The organism is Arthrobacter sp. NPDC093128 (genome assembly GCF_040683875.1).
Classification (GTDB): Bacteria; Actinomycetota; Actinomycetes; order Actinomycetales; family Micrococcaceae; genus Arthrobacter.
The window spans coordinates 78,214-92,445 of record NZ_JBFBEY010000019.1 but is presented as its reverse complement, the minus strand read 5'-3'; the positions used below and the strand labels follow the sequence as shown (position 1 = coordinate 92,445).

Genomic DNA, 14,232 nt, shown 5'->3' with positions numbered 1-14,232 from the left:
TCTGGCCTGAGGAAATAGTCGAATCGCCTTGGGTGGGTCTCCACTTCATGGATGAGTACTCCGGACCCGCCAGTGGGCTGGCCAGGGAGACTCTGCCGCATCCTAAGGCATAGAAATTTGGACCTGGCGAGTTACACAATCGCCCTTGGAGCATCGTCTAGATTGACGACTGGCACATCTGCGGCCAAATAGGCTTCTACGGCATGCGGAGCGAAGAGCTCCTCTATGGCGAGGCGGGCTGTGCCCACCGCTCCGCTTCGGTCCCCAAGCTGGCTGGTGAGGATTTGGAGCGTTCGTGTAGCCAGCGGCTGCGCCGGCTGGTGAAGGCGTTCTCGCAGGCCGGACATGAGGTGATCCTCAGCCGCGAAGCAGGTCGCCGCCGATCGTGAGTATCCGAGGGTTGAGCAGATGACGGCGGTGACAAGAACCTCGCCGTGCAGTTGCCCCGATTCCCGGACGAGCTCGACGGCTTTGGGGTGTCCACTGCGTGCGAAATTGACCGCCTCACGGCTTGTTTCCACCTCGAGTCCTTGCTCTCGCGGACGACGCGCGAGTGCACCGCCGCTAGCCGAAGCAACGCCTGACCTGCGAAAGCATGGCAAAACGCCTATGGACGGGTTCTCGCATCTGTTTGAACTCGTCCTACTTTACGGCCGATATCGAGCCATATGTCGGCCGCACATCCCGTCGGTGGCAGTTGACATGCCCATCGCATGCTGGAGACTCTACTTGCTGCATCGGCATCAACTTCTCAGTACGAGATGTCCTTTCGTCCTGTCACAAGTTTGAGGGCTACCCGGTCTTAGCTGATGACGGGACCGGAGGACAAGCCGCGCCGATGGAACCCTGGATGGCATGCAGGCGAGTCCCACGGGATCTTCAATTTGGGTAGCTCGAGTGAATGGAATGTAGTGATGAAGTCTCAAGAACTGCAAGTGTCGACGTCCGTGCTCGTTATTGGTACCGGGGGCGCCGGCCTCCGGGCCGCCATTGAGCTGGCGGAGCTGGGCGTCGATGTGCTCGCTGTGGGCAAAAGGCCCAAGAGCGACGCCCACACCTCGCTCGCAGCGGGTGGCATCAACGCCGCTCTCGGAACGATGGATACTGACGACAGTTGGCAGCAGCACGCCGCCGACACAATCCTCGAGAGCTATCACCTAGCGAACCCCGAAATCGTCGAGCTCGTCACCAAAGGGGCCGCCCAGGGCATCAGCGACCTGGAACGCTACGGCATGCCGTTCGCCCGCGAGGAAGACGGCCGGATCAGCCAGCGTTTCTTCGGTGCCCATACCTTCCGCAGAACCGCTTTCAGCGGCGACTACACGGGGCTTGAAATTCAGCGCACGCTTGTAAATCGCGCCGCCCAGCTCGACATCCCGATACTGGACGATGTTTACATCACGCGCATTCTCGTCACCGACGGTCGGGTCTTCGGTGCCTACGGCTTCCGGCTCACGGACGGAACGCGCTACCTCATCCATGCAGACGCCGTGGTGCTCGCCGCCGGAGGACACACCCGCATCTGGCGGCGCACGTCCAGTCGGCGCGACGAGAACACCGGTGATTCATTCCGCCTGGCAGTGCTCGCAGGCGGCCGCATCCGCGATCCGGAACTGGTCCAATTCCATCCCTCAGGCATTCTTGAGCCCGAGAACGCTGCAGGCACGCTCATCTCGGAAGCCGCACGCGGCGAGGGCGGCATCCTCACCAACGCCCTCGGTGAACGATTCATGGCGAAATACGATACAGAGCGCATGGAACTCTCCACCCGCGATCGGGTCGCTCTGGCCTGTTACACCGAAATTCAAGAAGGCCGCGGCACACCCAACGGCGGAGTGTGGCTGGACGTTTCGCACCTGCCGCGGGAGACCATCATGCGTCGCCTGCCGCGTGTGTACCAGACCATGCTCGAACTGCAGATGCTCGATATCACGACGACTCCGATAGAAATCGCACCGACCGCGCATTACTCCATGGGCGGCGTCTGGGTCCGTCCCGACGATCACAGCACTGATGTCGCGGGTCTCTACGCAATCGGGGAGGCGTCAAGCGGTCTGCACGGCGCTAACCGCTTGGGAGGAAACTCGCTGATCGAACTGCTGGTCTTCGGAAGGATTGTCGGGAAGGCTGCCGCCGAGTACTCGGAGTCCCTCACCGCACACGTGCGCTCGGCGGACGCGGTAGATGAAGCTCGAAAAGAGATAGATAACCTGCTCAACGCCAACGGGCACGAAAACGTCCGCGTACTGCAGCGTGCCATCCGTGACACCATGACCGAGCATGCGGGTGTCGTGCGGAACGAAGAAGGACTTACGCAGGGTCTCGCCGAACTCGACGGCATTGAATCCCGCATCACAGACGTGGGTGTGCATCCCGACATCGCCGGATATCAGGATCTTGCCCACGCGTTCGACCTGAAGGCGGCCGCACTGGCGGCGCGCGCGACGCTCGAAGCTGCCCGTGAACGCCGTGAAACACGCGGCTGTCACAACCGCAGCGACTATCCGGAGCTTGATCCGACCTTGCAGGTGAACCTCGTCTGGTCCCCTGATCGTGGCATCGAGCACGAAAGCCTCCCGCCCGTACCGCACGACATTGCGACACTGATGCACCGACCGGTCACAACCGCGGACAAACTCGTCGAGTGACCGGCGTCGGGTTCGCCACGGTAGGACGTCCTGGTTCCCTTACGAACTCGGCACCAAAGGTCGCCCAGAGACGTAGCATTGGGGGCATGGATGCTGATTCCCGCTCAGCCTCGGACTTAGAAACGGCGTCGGCGATATTCGCGGATGTCCGTCCTCGATTGTTTGGGATCGCGTACCGCATGCTGGGCAGTGTCAGTGAGGCGGAGGATATCGTGCAGGAGGTGTGGATTCGATGGCAGACTTACGATCGCAGCACGGTTCGGAATGCGGCCGCGTTCCTGGCGACCACTGCCACCCGCCTGGCCATCAACGTTGGGCAGTCGGCGCGCGCCCGTCGTGAGACGTATGTCGGACCCTGGCTGCCGGAGCCGGTGGACACAAGCGCGGACCCTGAACTCGGCGCCGTGCGTGGCGAAGCGCTCGAGTTTGCCGTGTTGCTGATACTGGAGAAGCTGTCGCCGACCGAACGGGCCGCGTATGTGTTGCGGCAAGCGTTCGATTACTCGTACGAAGAGATCGCGGAGATCATCCAACAGACCCAAGCGAATACGCGCCAGCTGGTGAGCAGGGCGCGTAAGCGCCTTGGTGAGGAGAAGCGCGCAGAGGTGAGCGTGAGCGAGCAACAGCGTCTGCTGGAAGCATTTCTGGCGGCTGCACAAACCGGGAACCTGGCCGCATTGGAGGAACTGTTCGCCGCGGACGTCGTCAGCTATTCCGACGGCGGCGGTAAGGTTCGCGCTTCCAAGTTCCCTGTCGTAGGCAGGGAACGGGTCGCGAAGTACTACAGAGCGTTTGCGTCGCGCTTCTGGGAAGGTGTCGATGTCGACACCTTCATGGCTAACGGCAGGCCTTCGGCACGATTGGCACGGGACGGGGACGTATTCGCCGTCGTGACCGTCACGGCCTCTGCCGATGGTATTGATCGGCTGTTGTGGACCATGAACCCGGACAAGCTCTCTGGTGTTACCTGGGCTGGCCGATCTGGCGTGGATAATGTCTGAGATCAGCCGGGCCCCGCGAGGTCCGCGAGTGTCCATGAGGGCCCGTGCGGTGGACGAACCGCACCGCCGCGCAAGCGAGCTGGAACTGTTGTTTGATCTCACTTTCGTGGTCGCTGTCGCCATCCTTACAGCGCAGCTGGCTCACGGGATTGCTGAGAATCATGCTGCGGAGTCGATCCTGCCGTTTCTGCAGGTATTCTTCTCGATCTGGTGGGCGTGGATGAATTTCACGTGGTTTGCGTCCGCGTTCGACAATGATGATGCGTTTTACCGGCTGCTAACGATGCTGCAGATGGGAGGGGTGCTGCTGCTGGGTGCAGGAGTACCTGCGGCTTTCAACGACGGTGATTATCTGGCGGTCACCCTGGGATTTGTTGTGATGCGCGTCGGTTTGATTGCCCACTGGATACGGGCTGCGTTTGACGATGCGGCCAGCCGCCGTACGGCGTTGCGATACGCGGTCGGATTCGCGGTCCTTCAACTGGGGTGGCTCCTGCGGTTGGTGTTGCAGCAGGCCGGGATATTGCCGGAGCAGATGCAAGTAGTCGCGTTCGTGATGCTCGCCGCCTTGGAGCTCACTGTCCCGTGGTGGGCCGAACGCACGGGTCACAGCAGTTGGCATCCGCATCATATTGCCGAACGGTATGGCCTGTTCGCGATCATTCTCCTTGGCGAAAGCGTGCTGGCCGCATCGAATGGCCTGGCTGCTGCATTGAGATCCGGCGGCGTGAGCGCATCCTTGGTTGCTGTCTCGGCCGCTAGCCTCGCGCTTTTGTTCTCCTTTTGGTGGCTGTACTTCCTCCACCCGGCGGGTGAGGAATTGGCCGCAAATCGTGACAAATCGTACCTATGGGGGTACTCGCACTTCGCCCTCTTTGCGGCGTTAGCCGCCGTCGGTGCAGGCCTCGAAGTCGCCATCACGGTCGCACCGACGGAAGGTCACCTCCAGGAGCAGGCGTTTATCGCCGGGTATTGCGTCGCGATTTCAACCGCTGTTTTTATGGGGTTGCTGTGGGCGATTCACGCGCCGCTCACGAGCCGGCCAGTCATTCGTCCGTCGGTGATATGGTCGGCGGTGGTGACGGTGCTGGCGTTGCCGGCTGGCATTGGCGCGATCGGCGTCGTCGGAGTGGTCGCCGGAATCGCGATTGTGTGTGCCCTGGTCGTCGTGGTGACCGTGTTGCAGCCCGGACAGAGGCAGGAAGTGAGCTGACCGGATCACGGGGCTCTGCCGATGGCATTTTTCTTCCCAAGGCTGTCACAGATTGATTTGGTATCCGGTCATAGCTGGTGGACGGAATATCACCACATTCCTAAACGCCACTTATCGGAAGGAAGATCATCATGAAGATCGTTGTTATCGGCGGCACTGGCCTGATCGGCAAGCAGGTTGTGGAGATCCTAAGCAGTCAGGGCCATGAGGCGAAAGCGGCGTCCCCTTCGACCGGGGTGGATTCGGTGACCGGCCAGGGATTGGATGAGGCGATGGCGGGGGCGGACGTAGTTATCGACCTGACAAACACCGCCGATTTCGATGAGAAGGTAGTCGTTCCCTTCTTCTCCACTTCATCCCACAATCTTCTCGCCGCCGGGAAAAAGGCAGGCGTGCGACATCATGTGGCTCTGTCCGTCGTTGGAACCGACCGTATCGGGGCTGTCGGCTACTTTGCCGGAAAAGCTGCGCAGGAGAAGGCTGTTAGAGAAGGCGGCGTGCCGTACACCATTCTGCGGGCTACTCAGTTCTTTGAGTTCATCCCGATGATCGCTGACGCCGGAACACGCGACGGCTCGGTTTATGTGACAAGTCACCTGATGCAGCCGTTGGCTGCTGCAGACGTTGCTCGCATTGTGGCGGAGACGGCGGTCTCGCCTGCGATTGACGGCGTCCTTGAGATGGCGGGCCCTGAGCGCGCAGGACTTAATGAATTCGTGTCCCGGGTTCTCGCGGCCCGCAATGATTCCCGCCCAGTGGTCATTGATACCGGGGCCGGCTACTTCGGCTTGCCGATCGAAGAGACCAGCATCGTTCCCGTCGGTGAAGCCCGTATCGGGGATATTTCACTCAAGGAGTGGCTGAATCTGTCGTCATAGCACTCCGGTCTTAGGAGGGTGGGCGGCTGCATTCTGAGCCTGTCAACGGCACCGACTATGACGCCGTACTCAGACGCGGAATGAACCAATCTTCCTAAGGCAGTCACAGATTGTGTTGGTACACGGTCATAGCTGGTGGACGGATGTCACTGCATCCCTCTGCGTCACTTATCGGAAGGAAGATCATGAAGATCGTAGTTATCGGCGGAACCGGACTCATCGGGTCGAAACTGGTCAACAAGCTCGGCGAACACGGACACGAAGCAGTGGCCGCTTCCCCTGACTCGGGTGTGAACACCCTCACCGGCGAAGGCCTCGCGGACGTGCTGCAGGGAGCCGACACCGTAGTCGACGTGTCGAACTCGCCCTCGTTTGAAGATGCAGCTGTGCTGAACTTCTTCACTGCCTCCACCCGCAACCAGCTCGCCGCGGAGAAGGAAGCCGGTGTCGGCCACCACGTCGCACTGTCGGTCGTCGGCACCGAGCGTGTGGCCGAGAGCGGCTACTTCCGGGCGAAAATCGCCCAGGAGAAGCTCATCAAGGAATCAGGTGTCCCGTACTCCATTGTCCATGCGACGCAGTTTTTCGAGTTCGTCAAGAGCATCGCACAGGCCGCGACCGACGGAAACACCGTTCGTCTGTCACCCGCGCTGATTCAGCCCATGGCCGCTGAGGACGTAGCCACCGCTGTTGCCCGCACCGCCGTCGGAGCTCCGCTCAACGCCACCATTGAGGTCGCCGGACCCGAGCAATTCGGTCTCGACGAGCTCATCCGCAAGGGCCTCAGCTTCCAAGGCGACCCCCGCGAGGTCGTCACCGACCCCACGGCACGCTACTTCAACGCCCTGCTCGAAGAGCGCGAACTGCTTCCCGGCGACGAAGCGACCATTTTCAACACCCGTTTCGAAGAATGGCTGAACCAACAGTAGTCGGAGCACAGCGGTGTGTCCTTCACGGAAGCTCGGCTGCGCGGCACTGCGGACTCGCAGCGGCTGGCAGCGCTGACCGAAAGCGCGTTCGGCACCACAGAGAACTGCCGCACCCCCTAAACGCAGGGCACGGCAGTCGCTTGGAGTCGCTCAAAATCTGTCAGAAAGGCGGTGTGGACAATGACCACACCGCCTTTGGCTTCGGACGGGCCCGTACATCGCTCGGACTCGCTCGGATTGCCTATGTTGTCGGGACTTCCCAGTGTTTGCAAGGGCTGGAATGCAGTTCGAGTCCCACCTCGGGCACGTGTTTTCCCTGGTCAGGGGCTTGTGAGCCTCTGAGTGTGCACAAATTGTGTTGTACGGGCCCCTTCGGGGGCCCTTTTTTGTGGCCGTTGTTGTTGTGGCCGGGTGCCTCGTTCTTTGCTCGGTTGATGTCTTTGGTACTGCTTTTCTCTTCATTGTCGCCCACGGGGTGGGCGACCTGACTGTAGTGATGAAGGACTACTCCGGTTTGCAGTCGCTTTGCCGTGGACCTTCATGATGAAGTCAGGATCCGCACGCGTCCAGCATCCCGCCCCTCACCACGGTCCGCTAGGACTTCGAGGAGCTGGTACGGCGCTGCCTGGACCTGACGCTCAGCGCCATCGAGAACGGCGCGAGCATAAGCACCACCGGCGTGGAGCCGGAACTGGTTGTGCGCCGGACCCCCGCAGTGCCGCCTGGCGCAGGTAACAGCGCAACCGGATTCGAGTTTCCCTTGCTACCCTCACGGTCGCGGCCGTGTACCAGCGCGCTGGCCCGGCCCAGGCCTTGCAGCACCTCGTGAAACTTGGCCATACCTCGATCGCGCACGTTTCTGGCCCGCAGGACTGGATTGACGCCGCAGCCCGCACTGACGGCTGGCGCCGCACGCCGGCGGAGGCCGGCCTGCCGCCGGAGGTGCTGATCCAGGGTGACTGGAGCGCTGACATGGCCCACGGCCCGTCCGCCGCGGCGTCGGTCCTCAATCCCAGGCTCGTTGTGCGGGCCTCGACGGCGGCGCCGAGGCGCTGACGCGCAGGCAACCGCGAAGGGGGTCCCGACTGCCGCGGGACCTGCCAAAGCTATGCGGATGCGCCCGAACGGCAGCAGGTCGGCCATGTCGCCGCCAACCGGCAACAGGCCAAATGCACGATCACCACAGCACCAGTAATTCGCAGTCACCCACAGGCCCGGCGCGCGGGAGTCTCAGGATCCATGAAGGACTAGGAGCGCAGGAAGAACGTGGCCGCTTGCCGCTCGTTCTTGCCCACCTTCGCCAGCGCCAGGGCGCCTAGCCGGAGCACAAGATAGGAGCCCGGGACGTCGACCGACTCGAAGGAGGCGCCGGCAGCATCCGACAGGCCGCCCCGCTTCAGGAAGGCCGACGATGACCCCTCCGTGGTCGCGATGGTCACCGCTGATCCCTGGACCCGGAGATAGCGGCCTTTGGCCAGGACCGGCTCGATGACCACCGAGTTCTTCTTGGCGTAGCCCGGCGCGATGCGGAACTGGGACGACCCCAGCGCGGGGGAGGAAGCGGCGGTGACGGTGACGCCGTCGTGCGCCAGGAAGGTGCCGGGGCCCGAGGCGGGCTCCAGGCGCACGGGCAGTTCGCCGTCGCCCACCGGTACGCCGAAATTCGGTGTGCCGTCCGCGTTCCAGTACAGCCGCTGCACCCGGGCGTGCCGGTTGGGGTCGTACAGCGGGTCGCCGACGATGGTGCGGTAGGACCGGGCGTGGTACACGAGGACGTCGTTGCCTGCCTCGTCGACGGTGAAGGAGTTGTGTCCCGGTCCGTACTGCTTCGAGCCCTCGGTGGTGACAAAGACGGGGGTCGGAGTCTTGCTCCATGAGGCCGCACTGAGCAGGTCGGCAGTGGCGTCAGCCGTCAGCAAGCCCATGCAGTAGTTGGCGTCCGTGGCGCTGGCGGAGAAGGTCACGAAGATGCGGCCGTTCCGCTTGATCACCGCGGCGCCTTCGTTCACCTTGTAGCCCCGGGTCTCCCAGTCCAGTGTCGGAACGGCAATGCGGACGGGAGTGCTGGAGAGCGTGGAGGGTGATGACATCGAAGCGATGTACAGGCTGGAGTTCACGCCGGTGTCGCTCTGGGCCCACAGCAGGTAGCGCGTGCCGTTGTGCTCGAAGTTGGTGGCGTCCAGGGAGAAGGTGTCGGCATGCGTGTACACGCGCACCGGCGGTCCCCACACGGCGGTGGTGGGATCGGCGTCGTCAGTGGAAATCACGTAGATCCGCACCCGGAAGACGTCGCTGCTGTCGCCGGCGGCGAAGTAGATGTGCCACTGGCCGTCGAAGTGGTGCAGCTCAGGTGCCCAGACGTGGCCGCCCATGGTTCCGGAGGCGGGCCGCGTCCAGACGACTGCTTCCGAAGCGCTGCCGAGCCTCGCGATGGTGGAGGAGGAGCGGACGATGATGCGGTTGTACTCGGGCACGGAGCCGGTGAAGTAGTACTTGCCGTCCGTGTGTTTCATCAGCCACGGGTCTGCACGCTGCGGCACAACGGGGTTGATCAGCGGAGCTGAATCGACGGCGGCGGCAGCGGCGGGCGCGGCCAGCAAGGCTCCGCCCCCCGCCCCCGCGACGGCGAAGGCTGCGGCTGCGGCGGTTCCGGAGCCCAGGAAGGTCCGGCGGGAGAACTGGCGGTTGACGGAATCATTCATGCTGAAAAAGTCCTTCCGACGTGCGGGAGTGAGGAACGGGAGGTGCGGGACAGACAGAGGGTCAGCCGGCTTTCCGGGCGAAGAGCCGCTGCAGCAGGACGAAGACGAGGAGCAGGCCACCGATGACGATCTTTGTCCACCAGGAGCTGAGGGTGCCGTCGTAGGCGATGAAGGTCTGGACAATCCCCAGCACCAGCACCCCGACGACGGATCCCAGGACGTAGCCGGTGCCGCCGGTCAGCAGGGTGCCGCCGATGACCACCGCAGCGATGGCGTCGAGCTCCATGCCCTGGGCAGCCAAGCTGTAGCCGGAGAGGCTGTAGAAGGAGAACAGGATGCCGGCAACGGCCGAGCAGAGGCCGCTGAGGGCGTAGACCAGGATCTTGGTGCTCTTCACCGGCAGGCCCATCAGCATGGCGGAGTGTTCGTTGCCGCCGATGGCGTAGACGGTCCGGCCGAAGCGGGTGTGGTGCAGGACGAAGAAGGCAATGGCCACGATTCCGAGGGCCAGGAGGACGCCGGGTGAGACGAAGAGGTCGCCGGGCAGCGGGATCTGTGCCTGCGCCATGCCGGTGAAGAACCCTTCGGTGACCGGAATGGAGTCGAGGCTGATGACGTAGCAGAGGCCGCGGGCCAGGAACATACCGGCCAGGGTCACGATGAAGGGCTGGATGTCGAAGTACTGGATGATCAGCCCCATCAGGAGCCCGAGCACTCCGCCTATGGGCAGCACGAGGACCATGACGGCCCCTGCGTTCCAGCCCTGCTGCAGCAGCGTGGCGCTGACCATCATGGACAGCGCGACGACGGCCCCGACGGAAAGGTCGATGCCGCCGGTGAGGATGACAAAGGTCATGCCGACGGCCAGCACGATGAGGAAGGTGTTGTCGATGAAGAGGTTCAGGAAGACCTGGCCGGAGAGGAAGCTCGGGTACATCCCCGCCCCTACGGCGAACATGGCAAGGAACAGGCCCACCGTGGCCAGCGTCGGCGCGTAACGGGCACCTCCGCGCAGGCGGCTGCGCACCGGCGACGGCTGCTTGACGGTTAGGGGCGTGAGCGTGGACAGCGGGGACATTAGATGGCCACCTTTTCCTTTGCGGCGGGTTTGGGTGCTGCCTTGAAGCTATTGAGGAGGTTCCGAGCCTTGGGTGCTTGCAGAAGGCAAACGGTGATGACGACGAGGGCCTTGAACACCAGGGTGACCTCCGGCGGGATGCCCAGGGTGTAGACGGTGGTGGTCAGGGTCTGGATGATGAAGGCCCCGACGACGGTTCCCACCAGGGTGTACCGCCCGCCTGCCAGCGAGGTGCCGCCGATGACGACGGCCAGGATGGCGTCCATCTCGATATAGAGGCCGGCGTTGTTCGCGTCGGCTGCCGTGACGTTGGAGCTGATCATCAGGCCGGCGATCGCGGCGCATATGGCGCTGAAGACGTAGACGATCCAGATGATGTTCCGTGCGCGGAGTCCGGCCAGGCGGCTGGCGACGGGGTTGATGCCGACGGCCTCGATCAGGGTTCCCAGTGCGGTGCGCCGGGTGAGGACGGCGGCCAGGGCGAAGACGGCCGCGGTGATGAGGATGGAGATCGGCAGGGTGAACAGGTATCCGGCGCCGATCGACTTGTAGTGGTCGTTGGACACGGAGATGATCTGGCCGCCGGTGATGAGCTGGGCGACGCCGCGGCCGGCTGTCATGAGGACCAGGGTTGCGATGATCGGCTGCACGCCGATGGTGGAGACCAGGAAGCCGTTCCAGACGCCGAGGGCGAGGCCGGCGGCGACGGCGATGAGGACCGCCGTGGCGGCCGTCACCGGGGACCCGGGTTCGGGGGAGGCGGCGATGTAGGCGCAGGAGGCGGCACCGGCGATCGCCACCACTGCTCCGACTGAGAGGTCGATGCCGCGGGTGGCGATGACGAGTGTCATTCCGAGGGCGATGAGGATAGTGGGTGCGCCGTTGCGCATGATGTCGATCAGGCTGCCGTAGAGGTGCCCGTCCTGCATCCGAAGGCCCAGGAAGTCGGGGCGGAAGATCTGGTTCAGCAGCAGCAGCGTTGCGAGGGCTATCACTGGCCAGGCAAGGCGGTGTTTGAGGAGTGATTTCACTGGGCACCTCCGGCGATGACCGTCATGACGTCTTCCACGGAGACGCCGTCGTTATTGATTTCCGCGACCATTGCCCTGTCCTTGATGACCGCGACGCGGTCGCTCACGCGCAGCACTTCCTCAAGTTCGGAGGAGATAAAGAGGATGGACATCCCGTCGGCGGCGAGTTTGTTGACGAGTTTCTGGATCTGGGTCTTGGCTCCGATGTCGATGCCGCGGGTGGGCTCGTCCAGGATCAGGAGTTCGGGGTGGGTCACCAGCCAGCGGGCCAGGAGCACCTTCTGCTGGTTGCCGCCGCTGAGGTTGCGGATGAGCGCGTCGGGGTTGGCTGGCCGGATGTCGAGGGCCTCGATGTACTCGGCCACCAGCTCGTCCTGGACGCGGCGGGGGATGCGGCGCGCCCAGCCCTTGCTGGCCTGCATGGCCAGCACCAGGTTGTCGCGCACGGTGAGGTCCCCGATAAGGCCTTCCTCCTTGCGATCCTCGGAGCAGAATCCGATGCCCTTGTCGATGGCCACCCGCGGCGAACGGATCTTCTGGCCCGCGCCCTTGACCTTGATGGAGCCTTCGTCGGCCTTGTCCGCTCCGAAAAGGAGCCGGGCGATCTCGGTCCGGCCCGCACCGAGCAGGCCGGCCAGGCCCACCACTTCACCCGGATAAATGGACAGGTCCACGTTGGACACGGACCCCTTTCGGCCGAGGCCCTGGGCCTCGATAAAGGGCGTGACGCCGGCGCCGCTGCTGGCGCGGGTCCGGGCGGGGGCCTGGTCCAGTTCGGCGAGGGCCTCCATGTCCTTGCCCATCATCTTGGAGATGAGGCTCATGCGGGAGAGGTCGCGGGTCATGTACTCACCCACGAGTTTTCCGTTGCGCAGGACGGTCATGCGGTCGGAGATCTCGTAGACCTGCTCCAGGAAGTGGGAAACGAACAGGACGGCGACGCCGCGGTCGCGGAGGTCCCTGATGACGCTGAACAGCTGGTTGACCTCGTCGGCGTCCAGGCTCGACGTCGGCTCGTCCAGGATGAGGACCTTGGCGTTGATTTCCACCGACCGGGCGATGGCGATCAGCTGCTGGACGGCGATGGAATGGGTGGACAGCAGGGATCCGGGATCGATGTGGTCCAACTGCAGTTCGGCCAGGACCTCCCGGGTCCGGGCCCGCACGCCCTTCCAGTCGATGGAACCCCGACGGCGGGGCTCGCGGCCCAGCAGGACGTTCTCCTCAACGGTGAGGTTGGGACAGAGATTGACTTCCTGGTAGACGGTGCTGATGCCCGCGGCTTGGGATTCGCCCGGTGTCGAGAACTGCTTCGGTTCGCCGAGGACCGTGATGGCACCGGAATCAATGGTGTACACGCCGGTCAGGGCCTTGATCAGCGTGGACTTCCCGGCTCCGTTCTCGCCCATGAGGGCGTGGACCTCACCTTGAAAGAGGCGGAAGTCAACGCCGTCGAGCGCCTTAGCCCCTGGGAATCCAATAGCTATGTCGGTCATCTCGACGACCGGAACGATTTCGTTCATCCTCGTGTCTTTTCTGTGATTGGTGTGCCGTGCGGCGGCGGTGATCCGCCGCCGCACGGGCGTTCAGGGCGCCGCGACTCAGTACGGGCGGCTGGCAAGAACCTGCTTGGCCTGCTCCTGCGTGAAGGCCGTCTCCTCGGTGACGACGCGCTCGGGCACGCTTTCACCGGCAAGGACCTTCTTCGCGAGATCCATGAGCTGGTCGCCGAGCATGGGGCTGCACTCAACGATGTAGTTGATCTTGCCGTTGCTCAGCGCGGTCATGCCGTCCTTCACGGCGTCGATGGTGATGATCTTGATGTCCTTGCCGGGAACCTTGCCTGCGGCTTCGATCGCTTCGATGGCGCCGAGGCCCTCGTCGTCGTTGTGCGCGAACACGACGTCGATGTCAGCGTTGTTCTTGAGGAAGGCCTCCATGACCTGCTTGCCGCCGCTGCGGGTGAAGTCGCCGCTCTGCGAGGCGACGATCTTCAGCTTCGGGTCAGCCTTAATGGCTTCCGCGAAGCCTTCCTTCCGGTCGTTCGCGGGTGCGGATCCGGTGGTGCCCTGGATTTCGACGATGTTGACGGTGTCGGTTGCCGACTTGGAGTCTTTGACCAGCCAGTCCCCGGCCTTCTTGCCTTCCTCCACAAAGTCGGAGCCGAGGAAGGTCTTGTAGAGCGTCTTGTCCGAGGAGTCCACCGCGCGGTCCGTCAGGATCACCGGAATCTTGGCGTTCTTGGCTTCCTTCAGCACCGTGTCCCAGCCGGACTCAACCACGGGGGAGAACGCGATGACATCGACTTTCTGCTGGATGTAGGAGCGGATGGCCTTGATCTGGTTCTCCTGCTTCTGCTGGGCGTCGGAGAACTTCAGGTCGACTCCGGCCTTCTTCGCCGAATCCTGGACCGACTTGGTGTTGGCCGTCCGCCAACCGCTCTCGGCGCCAACCTGGGCGAAGCCCATGGTGATCTTGTCACCGCCGGAGTTGCCGGCAGCACTGCCGGCGCCAGCGGTTCCCCCGCACGCAGTGAGGGTAAGCATTGATGCGGCGGCCACCGCAAGCAGGGATTTCTTAAACACAACATCCTCCCGGAAGCATAGTTATATTGCAGGCGGGAGACTTCAAACACCGCCATTGCTGCAAGTGAGCTGATGCGCTCTGTGGATCATTGTGAACGCTAACAATTGCGTCGTCAAGTAGTCTCGTTCAGAATTTCGAAGCATCCATTCGCGGCGTGTTGATTTTT

12 protein-coding genes are annotated in these 14,232 nt (G+C 63.2%); 6 read left to right on the top strand and 6 right to left on the bottom strand.

Translation table 11 applies throughout. From position 1 onward, the window contains the following. Positions 1-131 precede the first annotated feature (131 nt). The gene (locus tag AB0N24_RS20675; RefSeq protein ID WP_364128392.1) at positions 132-521 is read right to left on the bottom strand and encodes a hypothetical protein; all 390 of its coding nucleotides are present in this window, start codon (positions 519-521) and stop codon (positions 132-134) included. A gap of 393 nt (positions 522-914) precedes the next feature. Between AB0N24_RS20675 and AB0N24_RS20670 the strand changes: the two genes are divergently transcribed. The 6 genes from AB0N24_RS20670 to AB0N24_RS20645 all read left to right on the top strand — a co-directional run bounded on the left by AB0N24_RS20670 (position 915) and on the right by AB0N24_RS20645 (position 7,725). Continuing rightward, positions 915-2,648 carry an FAD-dependent oxidoreductase gene (locus AB0N24_RS20670; RefSeq protein WP_364128389.1) on the top strand — a complete coding sequence of 578 codons (1,734 nt, stop codon included), beginning with the start codon at positions 915-917 and terminating at the stop codon, positions 2,646-2,648. An 86-nt stretch (positions 2,649-2,734) separates the two neighbouring features. Further along, a complete protein-coding gene (locus AB0N24_RS20665) occupies positions 2,735-3,649 on the top strand; it encodes an RNA polymerase sigma-70 factor (RefSeq protein WP_364128386.1) in 915 nt (304 codons plus the stop codon). 49 nt (positions 3,650-3,698) lie between these two features. Then, positions 3,699-4,862, top strand: coding sequence for a low temperature requirement protein A (locus AB0N24_RS20660; RefSeq protein WP_364128383.1), 1,164 nt, complete (start codon positions 3,699-3,701; stop codon positions 4,860-4,862). 131 nt (positions 4,863-4,993) lie between these two features. Further along, positions 4,994-5,740, top strand: a complete 747-nt coding sequence (locus tag AB0N24_RS20655; protein ID WP_364128381.1) for an SDR family oxidoreductase — start codon at positions 4,994-4,996, stop codon at positions 5,738-5,740. Between the two features lie 185 nt (positions 5,741-5,925). Next, entirely contained in the window at positions 5,926-6,669 is a 744-nt protein-coding gene (locus tag AB0N24_RS20650; RefSeq protein WP_364128378.1) for an SDR family oxidoreductase, read from the top strand. 783 nt (positions 6,670-7,452) lie between these two features. Further along, positions 7,453-7,725, top strand: coding sequence for a hypothetical protein (locus AB0N24_RS20645; RefSeq protein WP_364128375.1), 273 nt, complete (start codon positions 7,453-7,455; stop codon positions 7,723-7,725). Between the two features lie 191 nt (positions 7,726-7,916). On the opposite strand, the gene AB0N24_RS20640 is transcribed toward AB0N24_RS20645, so the two are convergent. The 5 genes from AB0N24_RS20640 to AB0N24_RS20620 all read right to left on the bottom strand — a co-directional run bounded on the left by AB0N24_RS20640 (position 7,917) and on the right by AB0N24_RS20620 (position 14,065). Continuing rightward, the gene (locus AB0N24_RS20640) at positions 7,917-9,371 is read right to left on the bottom strand and encodes a family 43 glycosylhydrolase (RefSeq protein ID WP_364128372.1); all 1,455 of its coding nucleotides are present in this window, start codon (positions 9,369-9,371) and stop codon (positions 7,917-7,919) included. 61 nt (positions 9,372-9,432) lie between these two features. After that, positions 9,433-10,449 (bottom strand): galactofuranose ABC transporter, permease protein YjfF, encoded by a 1,017-nt coding sequence (yjfF, locus tag AB0N24_RS20635; RefSeq protein WP_364128369.1) that lies wholly within the window; start codon positions 10,447-10,449, stop codon positions 9,433-9,435. After that, positions 10,449-11,480, bottom strand: coding sequence for an ABC transporter permease (locus AB0N24_RS20630; protein ID WP_364128366.1), 1,032 nt, complete (start codon positions 11,478-11,480; stop codon positions 10,449-10,451). The genes yjfF and AB0N24_RS20630 overlap by 1 nt, the downstream gene beginning before the upstream one ends. Further along, a complete protein-coding gene (locus AB0N24_RS20625; RefSeq protein WP_364128363.1) occupies positions 11,477-13,003 on the bottom strand; it encodes a sugar ABC transporter ATP-binding protein in 1,527 nt (508 codons plus the stop codon). Before AB0N24_RS20625 ends, AB0N24_RS20630 begins: the two co-directional genes overlap by 4 nt. 78 nt (positions 13,004-13,081) lie before the next feature. After that, entirely contained in the window at positions 13,082-14,065 is a 984-nt protein-coding gene (locus AB0N24_RS20620) for an ABC transporter substrate-binding protein (protein WP_364128360.1), read from the bottom strand. Between the last annotated feature and the right edge of the window lie 167 nt (positions 14,066-14,232).

What these genes read in the sequence shown, in the direction of transcription:
- yjfF (WP_364128369.1), bottom strand. Translation starts at nt 10,449, where the DNA reads ATGTCCCCGCTGTCCACGCTCACGCCCCTAACCGTCAAGCAGCCGTCG.
- AB0N24_RS20650 (WP_364128378.1), top strand. Translation starts at nt 5,926, where the DNA reads ATGAAGATCGTAGTTATCGGCGGAACCGGACTCATCGGGTCGAAACTG.
- AB0N24_RS20640 (WP_364128372.1), bottom strand. Translation starts at nt 9,371, where the DNA reads ATGAATGATTCCGTCAACCGCCAGTTCTCCCGCCGGACCTTCCTGGGC.
- AB0N24_RS20625 (WP_364128363.1), bottom strand. Translation starts at nt 13,003, where the DNA reads ATGAACGAAATCGTTCCGGTCGTCGAGATGACCGACATAGCTATTGGA.
- AB0N24_RS20665 (WP_364128386.1), top strand. Translation starts at nt 2,735, where the DNA reads ATGGATGCTGATTCCCGCTCAGCCTCGGACTTAGAAACGGCGTCGGCG.
- AB0N24_RS20670 (WP_364128389.1), top strand. Translation starts at nt 915, where the DNA reads ATGAAGTCTCAAGAACTGCAAGTGTCGACGTCCGTGCTCGTTATTGGT.
- AB0N24_RS20655 (WP_364128381.1), top strand. Translation starts at nt 4,994, where the DNA reads ATGAAGATCGTTGTTATCGGCGGCACTGGCCTGATCGGCAAGCAGGTT.